Annotated in this window: 19 protein-coding genes and 1 pseudogene; 7 read left to right on the top strand and 13 right to left on the bottom strand. The window is 59.3% G+C overall.

Annotated elements, in window-relative coordinates:
- Positions 1 to 30: 30 nt before the first annotated feature.
- The 5 genes from ACFQ95_RS16240 (at position 31) to ACFQ95_RS16220 (ending at position 5,694) form a co-directional block, all read left to right on the top strand.
- The gene (locus tag ACFQ95_RS16240) at positions 31 to 1,101 is read left to right on the top strand and encodes a nucleotidyltransferase domain-containing protein (RefSeq protein WP_422832629.1); all 1,071 of its coding nucleotides are present in this window, start codon (positions 31 to 33) and stop codon (positions 1,099 to 1,101) included.
- Positions 1,098 to 2,798 carry a ThiF family adenylyltransferase gene (locus ACFQ95_RS16235; RefSeq protein ID WP_422832628.1) on the top strand — a complete coding sequence of 567 codons (1,701 nt, stop codon included), beginning with the start codon at positions 1,098 to 1,100 and terminating at the stop codon, positions 2,796 to 2,798. Before ACFQ95_RS16240 ends, ACFQ95_RS16235 begins: the two co-directional genes overlap by 4 nt.
- Positions 2,795 to 3,277 (top strand): Mov34/MPN/PAD-1 family protein, encoded by a 483-nt coding sequence (locus ACFQ95_RS16230; protein WP_422832626.1) that lies wholly within the window; start codon positions 2,795 to 2,797, stop codon positions 3,275 to 3,277. The genes ACFQ95_RS16235 and ACFQ95_RS16230 overlap by 4 nt, the downstream gene beginning before the upstream one ends.
- On the top strand, positions 3,270 to 4,388 hold the full coding sequence (locus tag ACFQ95_RS16225) for an SAVED domain-containing protein (RefSeq protein ID WP_422832625.1): 1,119 nt from the start codon (positions 3,270 to 3,272) through the stop codon (positions 4,386 to 4,388). Before ACFQ95_RS16230 ends, ACFQ95_RS16225 begins: the two co-directional genes overlap by 8 nt.
- 175 nt (positions 4,389 to 4,563) lie before the next feature.
- Positions 4,564 to 5,694: a hypothetical protein gene (locus tag ACFQ95_RS16220; protein ID WP_422832623.1), complete on the top strand. Its 1,131-nt coding sequence runs from the start codon at positions 4,564 to 4,566 to the stop codon at positions 5,692 to 5,694.
- Positions 5,695 to 5,830: 136 nt separating this feature from the next.
- Here the strand turns inward: ACFQ95_RS16220 and qatD are convergent, their stop codons facing one another.
- The 9 genes from qatD to ACFQ95_RS16175 form a co-directional block, all read right to left on the bottom strand.
- The gene (gene qatD, locus ACFQ95_RS16215; protein WP_422832622.1) at positions 5,831 to 6,589 is read right to left on the bottom strand and encodes a Qat anti-phage system TatD family nuclease QatD; all 759 of its coding nucleotides are present in this window, start codon (positions 6,587 to 6,589) and stop codon (positions 5,831 to 5,833) included.
- Positions 6,590 to 6,601: 12 nt separating this feature from the next.
- Positions 6,602 to 7,978: a Qat anti-phage system QueC-like protein QatC gene (gene qatC, locus ACFQ95_RS16210; protein WP_422832621.1), complete on the bottom strand. Its 1,377-nt coding sequence runs from the start codon at positions 7,976 to 7,978 to the stop codon at positions 6,602 to 6,604.
- Positions 7,975 to 8,871 (bottom strand): Qat anti-phage system associated protein QatB, encoded by an 897-nt coding sequence (qatB, locus tag ACFQ95_RS16205; RefSeq protein WP_422832619.1) that lies wholly within the window; start codon positions 8,869 to 8,871, stop codon positions 7,975 to 7,977. Before qatB ends, qatC begins: the two co-directional genes overlap by 4 nt.
- Positions 8,872 to 10,821, bottom strand: coding sequence for a Qat anti-phage system ATPase QatA (qatA, locus tag ACFQ95_RS16200; RefSeq protein ID WP_422832617.1), 1,950 nt, complete (start codon positions 10,819 to 10,821; stop codon positions 8,872 to 8,874). It lies immediately after the preceding gene.
- 195 nt (positions 10,822 to 11,016) lie between these two features.
- Complete coding sequence (locus ACFQ95_RS16195) at positions 11,017 to 14,145, bottom strand: type I restriction endonuclease subunit R (protein WP_422832615.1); 3,129 nt, start codon at positions 14,143 to 14,145, stop codon at positions 11,017 to 11,019.
- A 17-nt stretch (positions 14,146 to 14,162) separates the two neighbouring features.
- Positions 14,163 to 15,515 carry a hypothetical protein gene (locus ACFQ95_RS16190; RefSeq protein ID WP_422832613.1) on the bottom strand — a complete coding sequence of 451 codons (1,353 nt, stop codon included), beginning with the start codon at positions 15,513 to 15,515 and terminating at the stop codon, positions 14,163 to 14,165.
- Positions 15,512 to 17,887 (bottom strand): type I restriction-modification system subunit M, encoded by a 2,376-nt coding sequence (locus ACFQ95_RS16185; protein ID WP_422832612.1) that lies wholly within the window; start codon positions 17,885 to 17,887, stop codon positions 15,512 to 15,514. Before ACFQ95_RS16185 ends, ACFQ95_RS16190 begins: the two co-directional genes overlap by 4 nt.
- 17 nt (positions 17,888 to 17,904) lie before the next feature.
- Positions 17,905 to 18,276: a hypothetical protein gene (locus ACFQ95_RS16180; RefSeq protein WP_422832611.1), complete on the bottom strand. Its 372-nt coding sequence runs from the start codon at positions 18,274 to 18,276 to the stop codon at positions 17,905 to 17,907.
- A 145-nt stretch (positions 18,277 to 18,421) separates the two neighbouring features.
- Positions 18,422 to 18,769, bottom strand: coding sequence for a hypothetical protein (locus ACFQ95_RS16175; RefSeq protein ID WP_422832609.1), 348 nt, complete (start codon positions 18,767 to 18,769; stop codon positions 18,422 to 18,424).
- A 151-nt stretch (positions 18,770 to 18,920) separates the two neighbouring features.
- On the opposite strand from ACFQ95_RS16175, the pseudogene ACFQ95_RS16170 reads away from it, so the two are divergent.
- Positions 18,921 to 19,571, top strand: a pseudogene (locus ACFQ95_RS16170) (ATP-binding protein); the annotation flags it as partial.
- Positions 19,572 to 19,614: 43 nt separating this feature from the next.
- Here ACFQ95_RS16170 and ACFQ95_RS16165 read toward each other — a convergent pair.
- Positions 19,615 to 20,436: a PEP-CTERM/exosortase system-associated acyltransferase gene (locus tag ACFQ95_RS16165; RefSeq protein ID WP_422832608.1), complete on the bottom strand. Its 822-nt coding sequence runs from the start codon at positions 20,434 to 20,436 to the stop codon at positions 19,615 to 19,617.
- A 406-nt stretch (positions 20,437 to 20,842) separates the two neighbouring features.
- On the opposite strand from ACFQ95_RS16165, the gene ACFQ95_RS16160 reads away from it, so the two are divergent.
- Positions 20,843 to 22,099 carry an MFS transporter gene (locus ACFQ95_RS16160; protein WP_422832607.1) on the top strand — a complete coding sequence of 419 codons (1,257 nt, stop codon included), beginning with the start codon at positions 20,843 to 20,845 and terminating at the stop codon, positions 22,097 to 22,099.
- Here ACFQ95_RS16160 and ACFQ95_RS16155 read toward each other — a convergent pair.
- From ACFQ95_RS16155 to ACFQ95_RS16145, 3 genes are all read right to left on the bottom strand, one after another.
- A complete protein-coding gene (locus ACFQ95_RS16155) occupies positions 22,056 to 22,988 on the bottom strand; it encodes a YihY/virulence factor BrkB family protein (protein ID WP_422832606.1) in 933 nt (310 codons plus the stop codon). The genes ACFQ95_RS16160 and ACFQ95_RS16155 overlap by 44 nt on opposite strands.
- 175 nt (positions 22,989 to 23,163) lie before the next feature.
- Complete coding sequence (locus ACFQ95_RS16150; RefSeq protein ID WP_422832605.1) at positions 23,164 to 23,352, bottom strand: hypothetical protein; 189 nt, start codon at positions 23,350 to 23,352, stop codon at positions 23,164 to 23,166.
- 322 nt (positions 23,353 to 23,674) lie between these two features.
- The coding region (locus tag ACFQ95_RS16145) for a vitamin B12 dependent-methionine synthase activation domain-containing protein (RefSeq protein WP_422832604.1) at positions 23,675 to 24,505 on the bottom strand (831 nt) is incomplete at its 5' end.

Here is a 24,505-nt window from a genome sequence, read left to right as displayed (position 1 = left end):
GTAAAGTCATCCCCAATGATTCATCAACCCTTGCTGAGCTTCGGATTGGGCTTCGCCCTGGCATGGCTCTTCTTCAAAGACAAGGATTCCAAGATGCCCGCTGTGCAGAAACAGTTTGAAGACTTTCATGCCGCTATCAAGCTCGATGGCGACGACGAAAACGCGAAGCTGCGCGAGAAGCGCGACACCCTCATCCGCGCGCTCAAAGCGAACCTGCCCGACGACGTGCCGAACTTTGAGACCTTCAACCAGGGTAGTTATTCCATGTTCACCGGCGTGCTGCCGCCGGACCGCAACTACGACATCGACGTCGGCGTCATCTTTGACTGCAAGAAGGACAAGTATCCCGATCCGGTGGCACTGAAGAAAAAGGTGCGTGATGCGCTCGACACCCACGGCCGCTCCATCTCCATCCGCCGCCCGTGTGTCACCGTCAACTACATGCGCGATGGCAGCATCGACTACCACGTTGACTTGGCCATCTACGTGAAGCGCGACGACAACCTCCTGGACCTGGCCAAGGGAAAGGAGAACTCGGCCGACGACAAGCGCGTCTGGGAAGGCGCCGACCCCAAGACGCTCACGACCCTCATCTGCGGCGCATACACGGATGCCGACGAACTCGCGCAGTACCGCCGATGCATCCGCTACCTGAAGCGATGGCGCAACGTCCAGTTCTACAGCGGCGCGCCCCTCAGCATCGCCTTGACGGTGGCTGCCTACCGGTGGTTCAAGCCTCACTTTGAAACCTCGGGCAAAGCGGGCGATCTGCTCGCCATGCTGGCCTGGGTCAAGGCCATGCTCTCGCAGTTCGCGTGGGACCTCACCGACGAAGGCCTCCACGAGCGGCTGAAAGTCGTCTTGCCTGTCTCGCCGAGCAGCGACCTTATGGCATGGATGACGAAGTCGCAGATGGCCACCCTGAAGCAACGCCTGGAATCACTGCGCGATACGCTGAGCGACGCTTACGACGAAGAGCTACCTGAAGACGCCTGCAAGTTGCTGAACAAGCAGTTCGGCGACGACTTCAAGGTTCCCGAGAAGGCCGAGACGGCGAAGGCGGCCCGCGCTCCCTACATCAGCACCGGGAACTCGGCTTGACGGGCAAGGCACCGACTCCTCCGGACAGAACCGACATCGTCTTCAACGCTGCTCGCTTGCTGTGCGGCGAACGCGGCATCCATATCGCACGGTGTGATTCTGGCAAACCCGGGATCCTCGCAACCAAGCTCAAGGGCTCGACCCGAGAGTGGGAATTGCTCGTTGACTGCCAGGAAGAATGCCTATCACTTCCTGCCGTAGGTCTCAGGCCACCACGTGGCTTTCTTCCGCACGTGAGCTACCACGGCAGCGTCTGCGTAAACGATGGACAAGGTCTTTCCATTGATCCCGATCGCCGAGAGGACATTGCGGCGCACACCTTGCTCGCTGCCTATGACCTTCTGGAGAAGTGGTCCACTGACGAATATGCCGCCCGCGCTGAGTTCATGAACGAGCTTGAGGGCTACTGGAACGGACTGCCTAGTTCTGTACGAGGCCAAGCCGCCTTCGAGATCGACGGCAACGACCGCCTCATCAGCGCTTACGGAGACAGTAAACGCAAGCAATCGGCCTGGTACTTCGCTGATCGAGGGGTTCGACCCCGAGAGTTCGATCTGACGAAACTGCAGCCACTGCGGGCGCTGTATATCCACCTTGACCAACTGCCAGGCATCCCTGCACACCCCGACCAACTCACGCATGACTTCCTGGATGAAGTCCGCGCAGCGTTATCGCCTACTCAACTGAGCCTATGGAACGAACTCCTTGGCCCGTCGAAAAATGCGCGCAAGACGAACGCGCTGTTGCTGTCGGTTCCGCGCCAGGCCGGAGGCCGGTCGCTCATCGGCGTCGCGTTTGCGGCTCATAATCGGGAGATTGATCGACGAGTGTCGGTATTCCCGCTCACCGCACGTCGCCGAACGGCATCGCACATGCGCGAGCGAGGTGGCGCTTCTCTCGAACTCATGGCCAAGCGTGTCGCCATACTCGGTTGCGGCGCTGTCGGCTCGGTTGTGGCCGACACGTTGGCTGCAGCGGGCGTCGGCAAGCTGACCTTGATCGATGCGGAAGAGTATTCAGAAGACAACGTTTTCCGGCATGTGCTTCAGCCAACCTATATTGGCATTCCAAAGACCATCGCACTGAAGCATCAGCTGGAGCAACGCTACCCCGGCTTGGCCGTTGAGGCTTTCAACGTTTCCGCACAGCGTTGGCTCGCCAGCACTCCTCTCAACGGGATTGATGGCGTGGTGGTGGCCTTTGGAGCACCGTCAGTAGAGCGATCATTCGGTCGCGCGTTCCGTTCACAAGAACACGAACTCCCGCTCGTTTTCACTTGGCTAGAAGCGCTCGACCTCGGGGGGCATTCTGTCTTGATGTGGGCGCACAGCCCGGGATGTCTGGACTGCCTATACCGGGATGACGAGGGCGCTTCCTGCTTGCACCCGCGTACGTCATTTCTTGAACCCAACCAACACGTCACCCGGAATCTCACGGGATGCGCTGGCGTGTTTGTGCCGTACGGCGCACTGCAGGCACGTAAAACAGGCCACATGGCTGCCGAACAGATGCTGGGCGCTTTGGTCGGTTCATCTCCTGAGCGCGCGTATAGATACTGGGCAGGTGACGGCACACAAGCGCGAGCCCAAGGGCTGCGAACAACTCCTTGGTGGTCGCGTGCCCCGACAACCAGTGCAGCCGTCGCGACCGAACGGGCATTCGGGCGTCCCTGCAAGCGTTGCAGAGGTGACTCATGAAACTTGTTTACCGGGTCACACCTCGACAGCGCCTCATCATTGCCGAGCACGCGGCCAGCCAGTTGCTGTCTTTCGCCCAGCGTCGCTGGTGGCAAGCCGAGGCCGGAGGCGTTCTGCTTGGACGGCATCTGCTCGACAGCCACGACATCGTTGTCGATGAGGTGACCACCCCGCAATCAACCGACCGTCGAAGTCGCTTAGCCTTTTTCCGCTCCCGCCAGCACGAAGCACTGGCTCAGGAACGCTGGCGGCAGCAAGCCGCGACAAGTGCGTATCTCGGCTTGTGGCACACGCATCCAGAGCCTGATCCCACCCCCAGTTCGGTCGACCACAAGGACTGGCAGAAAGCCGTGGCCGGAGATGCGTTTGAGGGTGACCGACTCTTCTTCCCCATTGTCGGAACCGACAGCATTCGCGTTTGGACTCTGAGCCGACGCGGCACCCTCAAGCAACTACGAGAAGAGAACAAAAATGGCTAGAACACAAGAACGGGCGTACCTCAGTCCCACCGTCCGTCGCGATCTCTGGGTCGATGCCGGTGGCCGGTGCGAATTCCGCGGCTGTTGCAAGCCGATTGACCGGGACTTTCTTACGAAGCAACGTTGCAACGTCTCGGAGTACGCCCACATCATCGCCGACAGTCCGGCAGGTGCCCGCGGTGTTGCCGGGGAGTCCGAGCGTCTTGCCGCCGATCCGAGCAACCTCATGCTGCTCTGCTACGACTGCCACAGTCGCATCGACCGCAAGGGGCAAGACAACCCCTACACCGCTGAACAGTTGCGTGCGATGAAGCGGGAGCATGAAGCCCGCATTCAACTCATCTACTCGGCAACTGGTGTCAAAGAGAGCCTGCCCATCCTCATGACGTTTCCCATTGGCTCCCTGGTGCCCGTCATTGACCTGGACCAAGTCCATCACGCCATGTTGGAGAACAGCGCTTACACGCGATTCCCGCTCGGTAGGTCCATCAACATCAATCGCAGCGCCTTTGATGTGCAAGACAGCTCACCCGACTTCTGGCCACAGGCCGAGAGAGCCCTCACGTCCTTGTACGACCGCCTCATTCATCCCGAGCTGACAGCCCGAGATGGACCAAGCCACCTGACCGTGGCCGGGTTCGCGCCCATCCCCATGCTGATGAAGCTTGGGGCGCTCCTCGGTGACAAAACGGAGGCGAGCGTGCTTGACCTTCCAACCGAGCGATGGCTATGGGACCGCACCTCCAGTGGCCCAGCACCGGAATTCATCTATCAAGTTCCGGATGCCCTGCCTAGAGAAGTGAGCGCGGTCATCAGCATCTCCAACCGGGCCGTACACCCACAGGGAATGGAAGTCGTCGAATTTCAAGCTCGATCTCCAAATCGCGGCATCATCCGCACCGAATCACATCTGCTCGCGTTTCGCCGCGACTTCAATGCATTCTTGATTGCTCTCGCTCGGGCAGGTGCGCGAGTCCTTCATATCCACCCGGCAACCCCCTTGAGTGCGAGCGTCGAAGTCGGGCGATTGTTGCTTCCGAAAATCTTTGAAGAGATTCACGTCCATGAATGGCAGGCTCCTAACTGGAGAACTGCACTGCGGCTCAAGTGAGCGAGCAGCGACAGCTTTCGAGGTCATGAGCAATCGTGCAGAACGCGACGTCAAGTTTTTCCCGACTTGAGTACATCCTCAACCCCGCAATAGTCACCGTCTTTTGTTTACGATTGGTTTCACATCACCTTTCCCATAAAAAGGTGCCAACAGAGAGTTGTGAAGGATTCTGGTCATGAAAAATGGCAGGTTGAAACGCTGCTTGGCTGCAGCCTTGATTACGACAGCGCTGCTGCCGTCTGTTGCGGCAGCATTTCAAGTTCTTCCGCGGATCACTGACGTGGACCGCAAACTCACAGGTCTTGGGGGCAACCAGTTCATTGATGGCATCGGTCAATGGTTTGTCGGGAACGCACTTCCCATGATCAAGAGTCCAGTCCATGAGGCCATTACCCTGAACGCGCTCGACTGTGTGGTTCCGGCAGGCTCTGAGGCGCAGTGCCTGACAACTGCTGCCGTTCGCGAGAACCAAGTGCTTCTGTATGGTGTGCGTTGGCCCGACGATCCACCGTTCGCACTCAATCGTGCATCGCCACCGCGCATTGCAGACTGTGACCCCAAGGTCACGCTGCGTTCGACGGCACAGCCGAAATGCTGGAAGGGACTGTTCTCCGACGCCGACAAGACTGCCAAGCAACGCATGGCCAGCAAGCCTGGCCAGCCGGCCTTCGGACCTGGTGACTACCTGCTCTATCGCTCGCATTTTGGCGACCTGCAGTTCTTTCATTCCATGGCTGCGTACGACGGTGAAACTGCCGCTGAGACCCAGCAGCGGATGAGGATGTGGGCGCAGTTCCTTTGGGGCGTGGCGACCAGGACCACCCCGACCGATCGCTTCATCCGCACCGTGGGCGACGACCAACTGGCACACTATTTTCCGGGCGACATGACAGCTACGAACTTGTTCGCAACCGGCATCATCGAAGTGCGCAAGGATCTGGACAAAGTCGCCATCGGGGCATTGCTGCACATGCTCCAGGACAGCTTCTCGCAAGCCCATGCAGGACGCAATCCGGAAAGCGGAGCCTTCTGCGAGGCGATCCCGAGATTCGCGCAACCGGGCAAGATCAGCCAGTTCTACAGTTATGCAGGCCAAGTGGGCAGTTTGCACGACCATGAAGACACGTTCAATGCGCTGGGCCTGCAGACGCTGCAGATCAGTCCCAGCGTCGTCGACGCCAGCCGTGCCTTCCTGACTTTGTGGAAGGAGAACGCACCCTGGAGCGAGGCGGAGAAATACTTCGATTGCGCATTCGCGCTTGATTCGCCGGGCGCCCGAGCCGGCCCTGGACCTTTCACCAACTGAGACGCACCAGCGACCGGTCAAACGTGCCAAGATTCATTCGGCAGCCATAAACGCAAAGCGGCGTACGGTAAGCAAAACATATCCATCCGAGTGTCAAATGACTCAATGAAATCGCCTCCGAACGCCTCGATGCTGTCTATTCGGTCTGCTCAAGCAATTTCCGGAGGTTTTGCTTCATCTCCGTAATCAAGGTGGAGGTCGTAGTCATGCGAAGTTCTGCGAGCCTCTGGACTGTGCCTTCAACATCCGTGGGTTTTGATGGCCGACCAGCAGTTTCGGTGAAAGGCCCATCAGTTTCCGTGAGTAGCCGGTTGGATGGCAGCGTCTGTACAAGGGCTGCAGCCCTCTCGCTCTTCAGCATCGTGCTGTTGACCGAGAAGTAGCACCCCATGTCCAGAGCTCGGGCCGCCTCTGACTTGGAGCCGGTGAACCAGTGCAGGATGACTCGATTGGACCCTGGCGGCAGGTGTTCTTCGATGTGATCGAGCACCGCGGTAGCGGTGCGCACGCTATGCACGGTGATGATCTTGCCTCCTGCTGCCGCACACGCTTTCAGCACTTGAGTGAAGACAGCTTTTTGGGCATCCAACGACTTGTAGAACCGAGGGCCAGCGTCGAGGCCGACCTCTCCGACGTACCGGGTCTGTGGCAACAACGACTCCCACAAAGCTATCTCAGCCGCCCGGTTGCTCACCAACTGGGGGTGCAATCCCAAGGCCGCCCGAACGTGCTTGGTCCCTCGTGTCAGCTCGTGATTGCGTGGCCATGCTTTTGGGGTGGTCGTCACCGCGAGAGTAAACACGCCAGCGGCCTCTGCTTCCTGAACAGCGGCGACATGGTCGGGATAGAGATCGAGATGACAGTGAAAGTCGATGAGACCTTGGGTCGGAAGCATGGCTGACGCCTTCTAGGTAGGAGCGGTACGAACACCGGCAATGAGATCACCGACTTCGCTGAGGCCCCGGCAATACACCGCTGCCCATCGCTCTTCATCTCCCATCACATCAGCCAGCGATCCTGGCTTGTGCACCAGCAGTCGAGCGATGTCGGGGTTAGCCTGAATCCGCGCGATTGCGTATTGGAACGAGCGAATTTGCTGTCCGATCGACTGACTGGTGTCGAGAACGTGTGCGTGCAGGTCAGCCTCGGTATAGCTCGTATTGTCGCCGCCTCGTCCCCACGCATGCTCCAACGCAGCGCGCCGGATCAGGCAAGGAAGGCAGTAGCCACAATGCTCAATGCCTCTACCCTGCAGCCCCTGCCATCGCGCGCTGGCGGGGTGCGCGCAAGAAAGAGACGATGACGCGATCTCGCGCAAGGCAGCTTCGCTCTCACATTCGCGAACCATCTCTCCTTTCGTCATGCTCCAGTAGGGGTTCTCGACGCGGCCTGCAACACCTAGTTGGACAAGGAGGTCATTCCACCGTGCCAAGTAGAAGGGGTGGGTCGTCCTTGTGCTGTTGGATCCCAGACGCAACGGGTCAAGGGGCACGTTCAGCGCGATGAGGCCGTTCTCTGGAACCCTGAGCGTAAAGCCTTCGGCGAGCCCAGTACCGGCCAAAGCTCCGAGCGCAATGAAGAGGAAAGAGCGTCCTCTCGTGCTGTTTTCGGACTCGACATCTTTCACTAGTCCAACTGGAAACACCATGTCGACCCGTAGGCGGTCAAACGGCCGGTTTGGGTAGCGCTTCTTCAGGAAATTGAACAGTTTGTTCTGAGCGTCGCTTGTGGCGCTCTCGCCGAAATGGCTGACCAGCAGAGGTTCGGCTTGGCGCTCGAGCAGGTCAATCGCGCCGATGAGGCTGTCCAGACCACCAGAAAACAAGCTGAGCGCCGTGAATGGAGGCGGAAGCAGAGAGGCGACGTTCGCCGGAACAAGCGTGGCGAATCGTTCGGAGCGCTCACGGAATTGGAGCGCCCAGCGGTCCCCGGTTAAGAAGTTCAGTAGCGTGGTCAGCGTCCCAGTCGCTGCAGACCACGTGTCAGGGTCGCGAACCGGGATCACCAAGCGAATCTCTCGAGTCCATGAATCTTGAGATTCGTGGGCCCTTGAGATGCGAGTGTCTGCTGCATGGACGTGGGCAGCAACGACCGCAAGGTCGATCCCCATCTCTGAAGGGTGCACGCCTAGCGCCTTGAGGCTGGTCAAAGCTGCGCCGATGCCGTGATCAAGCGTCCGATCGCCGACGATCAGCTGTAGGTCGGTCAGTTGTTCGTCGCCGTTGACTTGGATGGGCGTACGGTCCTCTGGGCCGTAGCGGCCGGCAATTACGTGTCTCTTCATTGATCGCTCTCCGCTTCGCCCCGGGCATGCAAGAACCTGAAGGCATCTTCGTAAACCTGATCGACAAAGCTCTGGACGCGGTTCGAGCTCAGAGGGGAAGCACTGGGCCCGCGGGCATCTACCAAAGCGTCGCTGACCCCATTGCGAATGAAATCGCGCAACTGCGCCTCCACGCGGATCGCTGCTTGTGCGTCGGCCGGCATCGTGATGGCTTTGGTGCCAATGTCGTTGCAGATGCGAGCTTCGATTGCGTGCGTCGCGTAGATCTCGAAGACCGTCAACATCTGGTCGGCTGTGAGTGCGTTGAGATCCGTGATGCCTGCGGAGGTCAGCTCGACTATCGTTTCCACGTAGGCCTCACGTGCGATGCCCTCATCGACAGTTCCCGCGCCCGGGCAAACGTGGTCCGCCAAGCCAACCAGAATCTCTGGCAACGGCCTTCCAGCGAGTGACTCCAGGTTCAGCGTGCGCAGTGCCGCTTGAGGACCGCGCACCTGTGCGTCGGCAAGGAAGCTGACCAGCCGAGCGCCAGCGACGCGCGACGCGCCCATACGCTGAGCTGCTTGGCGAGAGCCGCCCGAAGCAGAGGAGACGTACTGAGAGACGGCTCTGCCCAGACTCGCCCGATCGCTGCCGCCTGATCGCGCGAACCGGGTGAAATTTCCGCGCGGTGTTGTGTAACGATGCGGATCGGCCACAGGTGGGATCGGCTGCCTCGGTGGCGCCCCTGGCGGCGTGGCAGGCGGGTTCTGCGGGGGTGGGTTGTTCGGAGGAGTGGGGCCTGGCGTTGGAGAAGGAGGCCCAGGCGGACTCCCGCCCCCGTCATCGCCAAGCCAAGAAGGTACGAGAGGCGTGTCGCCGCCTGGGCCGCCGTAAGCTGTTGAGGTTCCCATTTAGTTTTTGCCTTTCGGCTGTTTGGCAACCGCTTGAGCAGCGGCTCTCAACTCCTGGCTGCTCGGAGCTTTGCTCCAGGACTCCAGAAGTGCTTCAAAGCGCGCGATGCACGTACCGTCGGTGATGACGCCTTGCCATCCACTGACGACCCAGACGCCACAGCGTGACCGCGGCAATCCCTCTAGGAAGTCGACGAGGCGTGCCTGCAGCAGCGGTTGCGCTTGGACTAGCACCTTGAGCCCGGCGATACCTTCGGGCGCAACGTCGAACGTGTCCGCACCCACGATTCTGCTACGTAACGCTTCGAACACCTTGTCTGCTTCTGGAGGCTTCAACTGCTTGAGTTCTTCGAGGTACCCCTGAACAACCAGCCTGGGGCCGAACAACTTGTCGGCCACGGCAGAGAGGTGTCCGAGTGTCGAGATGGGTCCGAAGAAGTCCTTCTTGTCGCGGGTCACGAAAAGGTAAGGTCGCAGGTCAAGACTGCCGATCGCCGGCTGCACCCGGGCCCAAGAGCACATCGCCTCAGTGGCCTTCCACTCCTGGAGTGCGACCGAATCTTCCTTGACCGCCTTTCCGGCATCTGCTGTTTTGCTCGTCTTTGCATCGGTCGCAGGCGCGGGAGGCGCCTGCTCCGCGCTGGCGAAGGCTTCGAGGCTGGCAAGGTCTTGGCAATACCCCTTCGGATGGACCGCAGCGACCGACGCGATCTGGTCGAAAAGTCGAGGGGTGAAGCGCTCCAAGAGCATGAGCTTGGCCAGCACCGGCAGCTTGATGTCTGATCCAAAGCCGCGCGCCGCAGCGGTCTTCTCTCTGAGCAGCAGCGTGTTCAGGAACCGCTTGATCTGACGGGGATTGCCCTTTGCACCGCTTGCGAGGATGGGGCCAATCTGGTCGCTGAGCATCAATGCGTTGTGCGTCTTCTCCGCCTTGTCACCCAAGGCCTTTTTCACTGTGTCAGAGTCGAGGGCCGTACTTTCCCACGGCCGCTTCAGGCGCTCTCTGGCGACTTCGATCAGTTGCCCAAAACTGGCGTCGTCTTCACCCAACTCCGCGCCGGCCAGCAGCAGTGCGACATAGATGCGGGTTTCCGTCTCACCCAGCGCGGGAATCCGGAATGGGACCTGAATGAGCTTTTCAAGGTAGTTCCGCGCGTAGTCGCGTGGTCCTGTCGTTTCAGGAAGGTCAGGGAAATGCTTGCGAACGGCATATTCAACCATCGCTTCATCCGCTGCCACAACGAAGGCGGTGCGCGATGTGAAAACGAGCAGTCGTATTGCTTCGAGGGTTTCAATCGCCACGTCAGGAAGACAGCGGTCTAAGTCATCGATCAGGACGATCAATTGGTCGACTTCTGCTTCGACCAGCAGCTTGTCAAATGCTGCACGGAACGCTTCGACCTCGCGAGGAACGCTCTTGGATTCTCGAGACGTCATCACAGACTTCACGCCTTCGATCGCACCGTCGATGTTCTCTTTGGTCGCCAAGGCCGCGGGGTCGGAAAGCCAGCTTTGTAAAGTCGAAACTATGCCCGCGACTTGGTCTGGTGTCGGAATACCTGTGAATGCTGTCCATGCCAGCCCGCCGGCCTTCTTGGCGACCTTGAGAATGTCGATACTCTTTGCGACTTCTTTGAGGGCCCCAGTGGCCTTTCTTAGTGCGGGCCGCCGCTCCAACAGGCCATCAACGATTCCTTCGATAAGGGCGATCTTGGCGTCTTCGAAGCCTTGAAACCGCCAGCCATTGAACTTGAGACAGAGGACCTTCTCGTCCTTCTCGAGTTGCGCCTCGACCATCTCCAGAACGCTCGACTTGCCTGCACCCCAGTCACCGTGCACGCCAATCGTCACTGGACTCTCGGGGCGCTCCCTCAGTAGGGCAATGATCGTTTTAGCGATGGCCTCATTGTTAAGTAGGTCAACTTTTGTCTCGTTGTCCGGCAAAATCATTGCCTTTCCCTCCTAATTTATGAACTTAACAGCCTGGGCTTGCGTAGCCCCTTGCCATACTCGGAAAGTGAATCCACGAGTAGCGGGAATAACTCGAACTCATCACCATTGTGGTCTCGAGAAAGATTAGTAATAACCTGTTGCAGCGGTAGCTCTAATATCGACGATATAGCGTTCGTAGTTAACTACAAGTCGTCAGGCGAGATTGACCGGAGAAGTTTGCGTACGAGCCCGTTCGTAAATTTCCGGCAAAAGGGCTTCCGCAACATCATCAAATACCTTGGGGTTCTGCAGCATCTGATCCGACATCGAGTGATGGCTGGCCAGCGCCTTGATGACGGCCTCAGCCAACACTGTCCTGAAATCTCCGTTCGCAAACTGCTGGGCAGTAGGGTTGGCCTTGGCCTGAACCTGAATCCGCGCATCGGCTGCAGTGTTGCCGATCACCGCAGTGAACCAGCCTGCAATTTCGGCGTCGCTGAACTTCCCAGCAAACAAGCTGTGGATCTTCTTGATGATCTCGCTGAGCTTGGCGTGTGGATCCTCTTGAGGGTCACCGCCGCCAGGGCCAAACGGATGAAGCGCACTGGCCTCGCCCTTGGCGAGATCGAGGATGTGCTCACGCTTGTTGACTACCTTGTAGTTGGCCAGGCGCACGGTACCGTCGATCGTGACCGGGTCGTCTTCCTGACCACGCAGCCGCGGCAGGAGCATCTTCAGGAAGGCATGCAGCTTCTCCAGCTCAGCGTCGTCATAGTCGACCACCTGTGAGAGAAAGTCGTAGGCCGCCACGAACGTGATGGCATCACGGCGGAAGAGCTCTTGCTCTTCGGCCTTCAAGCCCTTGAAGCGCTCATGAGCCTGCTTCAGGTGCGCCTGGAATGCCTGGTCGTTGCGCGTGCTGAAATACAGCTTGGAGAATGCTTCGACTTCAGCCCACTCGTACACGCCGGCGCCATCCAGCTTCTCGCGGAGCTGATGCGGCATGTTCCGGTCGGCAACGGCGACGAGTTGTGCGGTTCTGTAGTAGGGCTCGAAAGCCTTGAGGATGTCTTCCGCCTTGTTGCGGAAGTCGAGGACGAAGGTGAAGATCTTCCCAGGAAAGATGCGGTTCAGCCGTGACAGGGTCTGCACGGCCATCACATCGTCAAGCCGCTTGTCCACGTACATGGCGCTCAGCAGTGGCTCATCGAAGCCCACCTGGAACTTGTTGGCCACCAACAGCAGCCGGTACTCATCAGTGCGGAACGTCTCCTTGATCAGGTCGTCCTTGATCTTCGGAGCACCGCCGTTGATGTCGCCCTCGTCGGCGTCGACCACCGCGTACTCGTTGTCGGTGATGGTTCCCGAGTAGGCCACCAACGCCTTGAAGTCGTGGTAGCCCATCTTGGCCATGTACTTGTCGAATTCCTTCTTATAGCGGACGGCAGCCTTGCGGCTATCGGTTACCACCATAGCCTTGGCTTGGCCATTGAGCAGGTGCATCACGTGCTTGCGAAAGTGTTCGACGATGATGGCGATCTTCTGACCGATGCTGGTCGGGTGCAGGTTCGCGTACTGGAAGATCTTCTTCCGCGCCTTGCCTGACTTCACTTCGATGTCCGCACCGGCCTGTTCGAGCTTGAAGGCCAGGTCGTAGGTGATGTAGCCCTTGAGAACGTCGAGGATGAAGCCTTCCTCGATCGCCTGGCGCATGGAGTAGACGTGGAACGGATGCGGCAAGCCATCGTCGCCCTTGCGTCCGAAGATCTCCATCGTCTTCGCCTTTGGCGTCGCCGTGAAGGCGTAATACGACAGGTTGGGTGGCCGCTTACGCGCAGCCACAGCTTTCGCAACGATGTCCTCGCTCGAGATCTCCTTGTCTTCGTCGCCTTCGGCATCCTCCTTGAGCGCGTCGGCCTCTGCCTTGAGACCTTCGTCAGCCAGAGCTTGGCGAAGCTTCAGGGCAGAACGCCCGGACTGTGACGAGTGCGCCTCGTCGATGATGATAGCGAAGGTCTTCTTGCCTGCCTTGCCGATTCTGTCGAGGACGAATGGGAAGGTCTGCAGAGTCGTGACGATGATCTTGGCGTCGCCGTCGAGAGCTGCGGCCAGTTGCTTTGAGCCTTCGGATATGGCCGCCACAACGCCAGGCGTGGACTCGAACTGCTTCAGCGTGTCCTTCAGCTGCTGGTCGAGCACGCGGCGATCGGTGACCACGATGACGCTGGTAAAGACCTTCTGGTTCTTGTCGTCGAAGAGGCTGGACAGGCGGTGCGCGGTCCAGCCGATGGTGTTCGACTTGCCGGACCCTGCCGAGTGCTGAACAAGATAAGCCTGGCCGACCCCTTCTTCGAGCGTGGCGGACAACAGCGAATTGACGCAGTCCAGCTGGTGATACCGAGGGAACAGCAGAGACGGCGTTAGCGCACGCTTGCCCGTCTTGAGGTTGACCGATTCCTTGACCTCGACGGAGACGAACTTGCCGATCACGTCCAAGAACGTCGGACGGCTGAGCACCTCATGCCAGAAGTACGCAGTGGCGTGCCCACGCTTGATGTCGGCAGCATTGCCCGCGGAAGCGCCGCCCTTTCCATCGTCAATGCCTTGGTTGAACGGGAGGAATCGGGTCTTCGCGCCGTCAAGCTTGGTGGTCATCCGCACCTCATCGCTGGAAAGCGCGAAGTGAACAAGCGCACGCTTGCCGAACGACAGCAGAGGCTCAGGCGTGTTCGTTGCAGCGTCGATTGGCAGACGATCCTGACGGTACTGCTTGACGGCAGCCTCGATGGGCTGTGTTGTCTCCGTCTTCAGCTCAATGGTCACAACGGGAATGCCATTGATAAACAGCACCAGGTCGATGCTGCTTCCTCCGTGCATGGAGTAATGCACCTGGCGGACGACGCGCAGGATGTTGGCGCTGTAGTCGTCCCAGAGCTTGGGGTTCAGACTGTTGGCCGGCGCGAATTGCGCCATCTTGAACGTCGCGTTGATGTGCTTGAAACCGCGACGCAGAAGATGCAGAGATCCCCAAAGCTGCGGGTCGTCTTTTTTGATCGTCTTTCGTTCACGGTCAAGCTCAACGGTCAGGGCCCGAGCGAACTCGCGCTGGGCCTCCGCATCGTCCTTGTGATGTGCAGTGAACCTCTTCCACGCTTCCGCCTGCGTCGCCTTCACATATGCCACCGCATCCGCAGGATAGATCGCCATCCGCTTGTCATAACCCTGGTCATAAACGAAGCTCTTCACGTATGGAAGCGGTCCGTCGAACGACCAGCCGTTAGCCTTCAGGTGGCTGCAAATTTCGTCTTCAAAGACGATTTCTTGATGGATAGCTGCGGACATGCGGTGGACTCCCTGGCCTATTCAGTTTTCATGTACTTACGGACGTCAATGCGGCCAAGGACTGCATCGGTGATGGTCGCAGAGCGAAGCTCATGCAGCAGAGCGATTTCAGAGTTTATGTACTCGATCGCTTCATTGGCACGCTGATTGATAGTTCGACACTTCGCAATATGCGATCTCTGCTCGGCGAGAGGTGGCACGAGCACAACCAAATCCTTGATCTCTCCGATCGATATCTTTCGCGTCAACCCTTCTGCACCACGAAGAGCTAACCGAATCTGTCTTCGGATTGGCGCAGAGTTCATGGTGAGTACATACCACTCAGGCAGAGCAATTTCTTGGTCAACAGAGATTCGATACATCAGATCACACAACATCAGCTTGGATCGGACATCGTCAGGCACTAGTGCCACTGAACCGACGAGGTCGACGGACCCACTACCTCGAGACATGAGTACGTCGTGCGGTCGGATTTCCAACGTTGGATCTGGGATGACATCAGGGGGAAGTGCTTTGTTCTCGACTTCCCTGAATACGCCTCCATTGCATGCGCCAGCCTTCAGAACACCCCATTCATCGGAGCCTGCAGATCCCGACTCAGCCTGAGGGCTCCACCCCTGCTCAATGCGATCAATCAGAAACTTGACCCTCATCTCGCTCCAGTGCGCTGGGCGCTGCGCCCAAAACAACGATGCTGTGGGAAGCAGATCACTGGCGTGATCCAGTCCGCCAAGAACATGCCCAAGCGCGGACCAACGTGACTCCTCGATCAAGTTCGCCAGCTCAGACTTCGCTTCGATCAACCCGTCAATGCGCTTCGTCTCGGCATCGAGGTAGGAAGCGATAGCAAGTTGCTGGTTATACGGCGGGCAAGGAACGACCCCATCCGCCAGCGCCGAAGAGCTAAGTCCGTAGCGCGTGATGCCCTGTGCAGCAAGCGCGAATTGAAGATTGACAGGCTTACTGCGGAGTGCCCAGCTAAGGTAGCCACCATCCATTACACCTGCCTCCGGTGCGATTTTGGATAGGTGGTAGCCGCAAACCAGCCCCTCAACATCTTCTGAAATGAAGGCAGGTACAGCGATATCCCACGGGGATTCCGAGTCCTTTGTGATGGTGATGTCGCCCTTCTTCAGGCTCAATCGTTCGATCTGAGCCTGTGTGGCAGTCGCAGACATGAAGTCAATCGACGCCGTGATCCTCTCGTTCTTGTAGGTATCGACGTAGTTGCACAGACGCACTGCCGCTTGCCCATCAACGCTGAGCTTGTCAACATTGCTGGGGATGACATCACACACTTCTTTCAAGCGTCGGTGATGCCAGCCAGGGGGCAAACTGGCAATGAGGTCCGCTTCGACGGAATAAGTCATCCCGCCACCCCCTTCAGCATCTCCATGAATCGCTTCTCCATGGCCTCGATTTCGTGCTTGATTGCCTCACGGCTTCGCGGGGCCTCGTAGACGTAGAACTCGCGGTTAAAGTTGATCTCGCATCCCACGATGCCGATCTGGCCGTCCGACTCGTCAACCGCACCAGTGTTGACCCAGGCATCGGGCCAGTGCGGCTTCACCTCAGCGCCGAAGTAGGCGTCGACACCAGCAGCCACGTCATTGCTGTGCTTGGCGACAAATGAGAACGGGATGTACTCGGAGTCGCGGAGGTCCGAATCCGACATCGGATTCCCCTTATCGTCGTTGACGATCTCGGCCTTCTTGTCGCGCACACCGAAGCCCTTGCGCAAGGCATCGAGGATCTTGCCCTTGAAGGCCGTTGCTTTGAGAGAGCGTCCAGCCGCCTTCTCTTCGGACACGAAGGTGGCGTCCATGGCCTTCAAGTCGGTCAGGACGGCTTCGGTGCTCAGGTAGGTCTTCTCCCCCAGACGCTCGATCAAACGGTCCGCCAGGGCGAGGAGGTTCTGAGCTTCGATCGGCGTAGAGCCCTTCTTGTTCGTCAGGCTCGCGACCCACGCTTGCTTTCGTTCCGCGGTCAGCTCGTAACGCAGGCGCAGCGGACGCTCGATAGTGACCTTGCGATAGAAGAAATGCGAAGTCGGCAGTACCTTCGCCTTGAGCTGGCGCACGCGGCCGCCGATGGGAGCCTGGTCTTTCCAATCGAGCGCACTGAACTCGTGGTAAGCCTCCACGATGCGCCTCTGACAGTCGTCGCTCAGCTCGAAGCGCTTCTTGCCAAGGTTCTTCTTCATCAACACACCCATGTTTGTGGCGTCGATGAGAAGGACCTTGTCCTTGCGCTCCGCAGGCTTGCGGTTCGACATGAACCACAGGTAGGTTGCGATGTTCGTGTTGTAGAACATGTCCGTGGGCAGGGCCACGATCGCATCCAGGTAGTCGTGCTCGAGGATGTAGCGTCGGATCTCGGACTCACCGCTGCCGGCATCGCCGGTGAACAGAGGCGACCCGTTATGGACCAGGCCGACGCGCCCACCACCCTCGCCGTTGATGAACGGACGCATCTTCGAGATGGCGTTCAGCTGGAACAGCATCTGACCGTCTGAGATGCGCGGCAAACCAGGGCCAAAACGGCCCGCTGCGCCCTTGGCATGTTCACGCTCGACAGCCTCCTGGGCTGGCTTCCATTCCACGCCGTAGGGCGGGTTCGAGAGCTGGTAGTCGAAGCGCTCATCCGGATGCTTGTCGCTCTCGAGCGTGTCCCCCAATGCGATGTCCGCGGGATCCTGTCCGCGGATCAGCATGTCAGCCATGCAGATCGCGTACGTTTCGTCTTCGAGTTCCTGTCCGAAGAGCCGCAGCTTGGCGTTCGGGTTGAGTTGTCGAACCTTCTCTTCAGCCTCGGACAGCATGCCGCCAGTGCCCGCCGTCTGGTCGTACATCGTGCGAATGGCGCCAGCCACTGACAGCGCGTCGTCGTCGCCGTCAAAGAGGATGTCGACCATGAGGTGAATGGCGTCCCGCGGCGTGTACTGCTCACCTGCTGGCGATGCATCGTTGAACTTGCGAAGCAGTTCTTCGAACGCCTTGCCCATGTCGTGGGACGAGACGGAGTACATGTCCATGGGCACGCGGCTGAATGCCTGCACCACATGGAAGAGTCGCCCCTTCTCGCGCAGCTTGTCGACCGTTGCCATGAAGCTGAACTTCTCGAAGATGCGGCGGACGTTCGGCGAGAAGCCGTTGATCAGGTCCTCGATGTTGTCGCGCAGATCGTCGGGCGCTTCCAGGAGCCCCTTGATGGTGAAGTTCGAGTGATTCCAAAACTGGACGCCCGTGATGGGCGTCAGGAACATACGCAGGTCGTAGCCCTTGGCGGAGATCTCTTTGTGCTTCGCGAGCACCGCCGCTTTCGTGGGCTGCAGCAGGCAGTCCAGTCGACGCAGGACCGTGAAGGGAAGAATGACGCGCCGGTACTCGGGCTCGCGAAATGCACCGCGAAGGATTTCTGCAGTGCGCCAGATCACATCCGCCGTGTTCGTCTTGGCAAGAGCAAGCGCCTCGCGCAACGACGGCAGCATCTCCCGTACGTACACAGCAAAGTTGTGCTTGCCGTTGGTCTTCCACGATGGCTGCATTCCTCGGAATGCGGCGATCTCTGCGACGATCTCTTGCGCCCGGACCGGTGCGCCCAATGCAGCCAACTCCTGCGACAGCGCTTCGAGGCGTTTGACCGCTTCCGTCTCTTGATCGTCGGTGGAAGGCTGAGTGAGCGTTCCGACGAGGTCCATGACTTCGTCGAAGGCGTCTTGGGCTGAGAGTTTGCGTGCCATTCAGTTCTGTTCCTTGTTCATTTCGAAGACTTCGCGGACTTCCCCGGAGCCTTGGGCAGCTTGCCTGCCTTCATGGCGGCAGAGCGTTCTGGTTGTGCCGGGCGTATCCGTCCTGGCCGGTAACCACTGGCGTCGACCTCAAATTTCGGGAAGCCGAGGCGCTGCAGCAAGACTGCCACTGTCGATAGAGATGCAAAAGTTCTAGGACCACCACGGGAACTTGCCAGCACCGCCTTCCGTTCACCGAAGTGAATCTCGAGGGCGTAGCCTCCGGCCTGGCCTAACGCGACTACGTGCGAGATCACACGAGCTGCGATCAGCTCGCGCAGGGGCGCCTCTTGCAGGAGGGCTACAGCGTGGTCGTTGGGTTTTGGCTCTGATGCTTCCATGGTTCTATTCACCTCACGTGCGTTCACAGCATTTTGATGCCATAGGCAGCCAGGTCATAAAGCACTTTATATGAAATGCACTGCCAAAACATCCATGACATGCCGCAAGCAGTGCGTTTATTTCGGCATATCTGTGCGTGCTGCATCACAAGATCAACCAGGCGATGGCCCCCGCAGTTGTTGTCATGGGCTGTTGGGACAGATCGGAGTAGTCGGGTTGAGCTTCACGATATCTGCGCCAGTAATCTGGATTGCGCTGCGACCACGCCTGCTGCACGGCGTGCTGGTTGATCCGGTAGCCAGGGTCGGACTGGAGTTTGGCCCGTTGCCATTCGCGTTTACGGCCGCGTTGGCAGTCAGGTGAGGTGCAGAAGGTTTGATCGGGAACTTGCAGGCGAGGCTCAAAGGGTTCGCCGCAACAGGCGCAGGGTCGGGTCATCGTCGGGTCTCCATGCGAAAACTGCATGAACCCTGTGGCGGCGATAGTGCGCACGAGGGTGCCAGTCCATATCTAGGCCCATTTGCACCCAACCCACCTAGACACCGGTCGCGCCTTGGACTGGCCCGCGTCCGACCGCTTGTCGACTTTGATCAGAGTTGCACCCAACCTGTTTAGGATTTGGTCCTAACTATGTGTTTGCCCACCCGGTGAAATCTCCATGGCGCACCATGGGGTGCTGTTTTTGGATGAAATGCCAGAGTTTTCCAGGCCCGCGCTGGAGGCCTTGCGCGAACCTTTGGAGACTGGCCAGATCTCCATCTCCAGGGCGGCGCGGCGTGCCACGTTTCCGGCGGCGTTCCAGCTGATTGCGGCCATGAATCCCTGCCCTTGCGGCTACCGTGGCGCCACACACCGCAGTTGCCGCTGCACGCCAGACCAGGTGGCCCGTTACCAAGGGCGTCTCAGCGGTCCGCTGCTCGACCGCATCGACTTGCATGTGGAAGTGCCGGCCATGCCTGCAGAAGAACTTCTGCAGGCCCCAGCGGGTGAATCCACCGCTGCGATACAGGCTCGCTGTGTGGCGGCGCGTGTCCTGGCGGTGCAGCGCCAAGGTTTGCCCAACCAGGCTTTGCAGGGACAGCAAATCGACCGCCATGTGCTGCTGGAGCCCGCAGCGGCCAAGTTTGTGCAGACGGCGGCGCACAAACTGGGTTGGTCGGCGCGTGGCATCCACCGTACCTTGAAGATTGCGCGCACCATCGCCGATCTGGCGGGCGCAAGCCATACCGAGGTCAGCCATGTTGCCGAAGCCGTGCAGTACCGACGTGTGTTGGTGGGTGGGGTGAGCGGCTGAGGCAGGCGCCTGCAGCGCATCGCCAAAGAATGGCTAGAAACGGCTACAAGTAGACGAAGTCGGAATCGCTATCGCGTTCGCCGCTGCGAACGGAGGCTTCTGCGGCGGCATACACCTCCGCCATGCTGTAGGCGGCTTCTACCTGCGCCAGGATCTCATTCCAGACCGGCTTGATCAGACTGCGCAGGCCCGCATACACATCCGCCACGCGCATCACCGAAGGCACACGAATGCCGCGGTGGTCTATGGGCTCGCCAATGGCGGTGATTTGCACGCCGAGCTTGGCAAAGTGTTTGGACAGACGGGGCTCGGTCAGCACAAACAAATAGTCTATGCCGTGGCGCTCTGCCATGATCACCGAGGCCATGTAGAGGCTCAGAGGAATGTTAGGCACACGCTCCACCGGAGCGCCACCAAAGTCTTGCTCTTGCAGCGTCAAGGCCGAGCCGGTTTCACCTTTGCGGCGGCGGAAATCCGCCATGATGGCCAGGCGGGATACCTCGGCAATACGCCCGCGGGGTAATTTGGCCGGGTCGAGCAGGTCGCGGTTCAGGGAATCGCGGCAAGCCAATTCGAATGGCAGCGGATCGCCCGGATTCTGTGGATTCGTCAGGATGAGGCGGGCGCAGCCTACAGATTTGCTGATCCGGCCGGCGGTGCGGACTATGCATTGCAGCGAATGGGCATCGTAGCGGTCGGTTTCTTCACCATTGGCGCGAAGTGGTTCAAAGCCGAATTCGCGGGCATAGACTTCGTGGCGGATACGAAAGACTTCGTGGCGCAGTGTGTCGCTCAGGGCAGGACCAACCGTGAAATACCGGCTGAAACGATCCCCCCCTGTGATTTTTTTCTCGACTTCTAACATGCCACGACAGGCCCAAAATGGTGTAAATCCATGGCAAACCCCTCAATCTATTGCCATAGTTGAGCCAATGCTATCGGCAAATTTCCCAGTTTCTGTGACCAAATTGTCAGTAAACGTGACAAATTCACGCGACATGGCGTAGGACATTTGCTAGACAGTTTATCGAATTACAGCATCAGCTGTGCCATGTATTTCCACGATATGGTTTAGATTATTGCCAATTTTAAATTCAATTTGCTATCGATTAAGTAGCTATTAACGCTTATAAGAAAAGCTTGAATGCTGGTTTTAATGTCAATAATCTGAATCGCAATTCGCATCAGGGAAGGTTTTACTGCCCGGATATGCTGTGATTCCGGGGCCACGAGAAGCTCTTATCTCTTAACGTCGTTACAACTTCCTGTCCGTGTCATCTGTGAACACTGCTGTTTCTGCACCTACTTACGACAAGGTCCTGGTCGCCTGGCTGTCGCTGGCGCAGCTGATCACCTGGGGCGGGGTGTTCTACGCATTTTCTGTGTTGCTCCAGCCGCTGGAGCAGGAGCTGGGTTTGACACGCGCGCAAACCTCGCTGGCGTTCAGCCTGGGACTGCTGGCCGAGGGCTTGCTGGCCTATCCGGTGGGCCGCTGGATAGACCGCGGGCACGAGCGTGTGGTGATGACGGGTGGCTCCATCCTGCTGGCGCTGGGCATGGGCCTGCATGCCTTGGTCCAAAGCCAGGCAGGGTTCTACGGGGTATGGATGCTGCTCGGCGCCGCGCTCTCGGCAACACTCTACAACCCGGCGTTTGCGGTGGTGACTCGCCGCTTCCCGCAGGATTTCCGGCGCGCCATCATCACGCTGACGTTCCTCGGCGGGCTGGCCAGCACTATCTTCATTCCGCTGTGCGACTGGCTGGTCCGTGCTTATGGCTGGCGCTGGGCCGTGGGGGTGCTGGGCCTGGCGCAACTCCTGGTCTGCGCTCCTATCCACTGGACTGTTTTGCGCCACGCCCCGCGGCAGCCCGCGTCGCGCTTGGCGGCGGCCGAGGCCGCTTCGGCGGCACCGGCCAGCCTGCCGGAACCGCTAGGTCCGCTGCTGCGTCATCCGGCGTTTCTGTGGATTGGCTTGTTTGTGGTGCTCATGATGGGGGTGACCACGGCCATCCCGGCCCACATGGTGAGCTTGTTGCGCGAGGCCGGGTTGGGCTCGGCCTGGGCGGTGGTCATTCCAGCCTCGATTGGTTTGGTGCAGGTGGCGGGGCGGATGCTGCTGTATTTTTTTGAGCGTCGTTTTGATGTGCATCTGGCGAACCGGGTGATCCCCTGCCTGATCCCTCTAGGGCTGCTGGGCCTGATCGCCGGCCTGCATGCCGGTGCCCACGCGCTGGTGGCAGGCATTTCTGTCGGCCTGTTTGTGCTGCTATACGGCATGGGTAACGGCATGATGACCATCGTCAAGGGCACGGCCATGGCGCAGTACGTGAGCCGCACGCATGTGGCGGCCTTGAACGGAGCGCTGGGCCTGCCCTCGGCGCTGGCGCGCGCGGCGGCGCCGTTGTTGCTGGGCCTTTGGTGGAGCGAGGCCTGGGGTTATGCGCTCGGCTTGTGGGCCTTGCTGGCGGCCAGTGTGGCGGCGGTCATCGGTTTGTGGATGGCGCAGCGACGTGCGATTCTGCGCTAGCGGCGCTTAATGCGGCGGCTGCGGCGTCCGACAGGCAACGTGCACAGGCCGCCGCAAACAGCAGCACGCCCGATGAAAAGTAGATCCACATCAGCATGACCACCAACGAGCCTGCCGCCCCGTAAGCCGATACGGCCGCTGCGCCCGACAAATACGCGGCCAGACCGTGTTTGCCTGCATTGAACAACACCGCGCCTATCATCGCGCCCGCCACCAGGTAACGCATGCGCGGCTTGGGGCCGGTGCTGATGCGCATGAGTGCGACGAACAAGGCGGCGCAAAAGCCAAATGACAGTATTTCATTGAGCCCCTGCAGCAGCGGCGCTACCGGCAGATACTGGCTGGCCCAGCTGCCCACCATGCTCAGGGCGGTCGAAACCACCATCGAGACCAGCAACAGAAAACCAAAAGCCAGGATGTAGGCAATGCCGCGCAGACGCAAGGAGGCGGTGCGCCACCAAGCCGGTGGAGCGGCAACGGGGGCGGTGCGGCCATGGCGCCAGATGCGCTCAAAGGAGTTTTGCAGTTCGGCAAAGACGCCGGTGGCGCCCGACAACAACAATACAAAGGCCACCACCGAAGCCACCAGGCCCTGCACCGGCTGTTTGGCGCTGGCCAAGGCCTGCTGGACCACTTCGGCACCGCGCGCACCGATCAGATCCTGAATTTGCGTGATCAGGTTGTTCTCTATGATGGCACGGTCAACCCACCAGCCCACCAGCGCCACAATGACCACCAGCAACGGCGCCAGGCTCAGGATGCCGTAGAACGACATGGCCGCACTCATGCGCAGGCCGTCGGCGTCGAGCCACATGTTGACCGCACGTTGGGCGGTGCCAAACAGGGACTTCCAGCGGATGTTGTCGGGGAACGGATCTAGCGTTTTCATGCTTTCATCATAGTCAGCACGGCTGGCTGTTGTGTCAGCCTCGGACGCGTTTGACCTGAGCCGTGCCGCATGCGCAAGCTCCCCAACCAGTGACCAGCAGCAAAGCACACGGACGAAGGGCGCAAAAAAAGCGCCCTGAGGCGCTGGATGCTCACAACTGGACAGGTCGCCCGGCTCAGTGTGATGGTGTGGCCGCTGCGGCGTGGCTGGCGGTGGTGTTCGACAGGCCTGGCGGGCGCTCTTGCGTCCACATATAGGCAAATGAACAACCAGTGGTGAGCACCGCGGCGGCGATGGTGGCAATCACCGCCCAGCGTGATGTTTTGGGCGGCTTGGGAGTGGAATGGCTAGGCGTGGGAATCATCGTTTGGCTCTTCGGCTCTTCATGCTTGTCGGTGTTTACCCGATACAAACGTCGAGGTTATGACAAATTCACCAGCAATGCACCATTTTTGTAACAACTTTGTGAAGCGCTGGGGCAAATCGTCCAGTGCGCTCAAAATCTGTTACGAATTTGTCCGAAAAGTGAGCGATATGGCCGATCTAAACGCTCATTTTTTGCCCAAAAATCCAAAATACCCGCGGGGACAGCTGGGACTGTAGGCCTGTATATCCGTGCAGAACCCAGCGCTAGTGCCTTGTGAATCAAGGCACTAGCGTATGCGTCACGCCAAAAAGCCTTGCGTTTACAGGTTGGGTGCCAGCAAACGCTGCAGTTCCTGTGCGGTCACGCCACGCCGTTGCGCCAGATCCTGCACCTGGTCTTCACCGATCTTGCCGACGTTGAAATAGGCGCTATCGGGGTGGCCCAGGTAAAAACCGCTGACACTGGCGGCGGGCAACATCGCCAGGCTTTCGGTCAGCGACATGCCAATTTCGTTGCACTGTAACAACGCAAACATGTCCTGCTTCACGCTGTGGTCCGGGCAGGCAGGATAGCCGGGTGCCGGGCGGATGCCGCGGTACTTCTCGGCAATCATCTCTTCGTTGCTCAGTGCTTCCTGTGGCGCGTAGCCCCACAGGTCGGTGCGCACGCGGTGGTGCAGGCACTCGGCAAAGGCCTCGGCCAGGCGGTCGGCAATGGCCTTGAGCATGATGGAGGAGTAGTCGTCCAGGTCGTCCTGGAAGGCCTTCTCTTTTTTCTCGGCGCCGATGCCCGCTGTTACCGCAAACATGCCCGCATAGTCGGCAATACCGCTGTCTTTAGGCGCGACAAAGTCGGCCAGGCAGCGGCTCGGGCGCATCACACCGTCCACCGCCTGCTTTTCGGTCTGCTGACGCAGGCCGTGCCAGGTCATGGCCACTTCGTTGCGGCTCTCGTCGGTGTAGAACGCAATGTCGTCGTCGTTCACGCTGTTGGCGGGATAAAGCGCCACTACCGCGTTGGCCGTGAGCCAGCGGCCTTCGATCGCACGCTTGAGCATGCGCTGGCCGTCGCTGAACACACGCACAGCCTCGGCGCCGACGATCTCGTCTTTCAAGATGGCCGGGAACGGGCCGGCCAAATCCCAGGTCTG

Source organism: Variovorax sp. HJSM1_2, from assembly GCF_049316285.1.
Taxonomy (GTDB): Bacteria; Pseudomonadota; Gammaproteobacteria; order Burkholderiales; family Burkholderiaceae_C; genus Rhodoferax_B.
This window is presented reverse-complemented; position numbering and strand designations above follow the sequence as displayed.

Coding starts and splice junctions, on each gene's coding strand:
- ACFQ95_RS16230 (WP_422832626.1), top strand. CDS start 2,795: ATGAAACTTGTTTACCGGGTCACACCTCGACAGCGCCTCATCATTGCC.
- ACFQ95_RS16225 (WP_422832625.1), top strand. CDS start 3,270: ATGGCTAGAACACAAGAACGGGCGTACCTCAGTCCCACCGTCCGTCGC.
- ACFQ95_RS16220 (WP_422832623.1), top strand. CDS start 4,564: ATGAAAAATGGCAGGTTGAAACGCTGCTTGGCTGCAGCCTTGATTACG.
- qatD (WP_422832622.1), bottom strand. CDS start 6,589: ATGCTTCCGACCCAAGGTCTCATCGACTTTCACTGTCATCTCGATCTC.
- qatC (WP_422832621.1), bottom strand. CDS start 7,978: ATGAAGAGACACGTAATTGCCGGCCGCTACGGCCCAGAGGACCGTACG.
- qatB (WP_422832619.1), bottom strand. CDS start 8,871: ATGGGAACCTCAACAGCTTACGGCGGCCCAGGCGGCGACACGCCTCTC.
- qatA (WP_422832617.1), bottom strand. CDS start 10,821: ATGATTTTGCCGGACAACGAGACAAAAGTTGACCTACTTAACAATGAG.
- ACFQ95_RS16195 (WP_422832615.1), bottom strand. CDS start 14,145: ATGTCCGCAGCTATCCATCAAGAAATCGTCTTTGAAGACGAAATTTGC.
- ACFQ95_RS16190 (WP_422832613.1), bottom strand. CDS start 15,515: ATGACTTATTCCGTCGAAGCGGACCTCATTGCCAGTTTGCCCCCTGGC.
- ACFQ95_RS16185 (WP_422832612.1), bottom strand. CDS start 17,887: ATGGCACGCAAACTCTCAGCCCAAGACGCCTTCGACGAAGTCATGGAC.
- ACFQ95_RS16180 (WP_422832611.1), bottom strand. CDS start 18,276: ATGGAAGCATCAGAGCCAAAACCCAACGACCACGCTGTAGCCCTCCTG.
- ACFQ95_RS16165 (WP_422832608.1), bottom strand. CDS start 20,436: ATGTTAGAAGTCGAGAAAAAAATCACAGGGGGGGATCGTTTCAGCCGG.
- ACFQ95_RS16155 (WP_422832606.1), bottom strand. CDS start 22,988: ATGAAAACGCTAGATCCGTTCCCCGACAACATCCGCTGGAAGTCCCTG.
- ACFQ95_RS16150 (WP_422832605.1), bottom strand. CDS start 23,352: ATGATTCCCACGCCTAGCCATTCCACTCCCAAGCCGCCCAAAACATCA.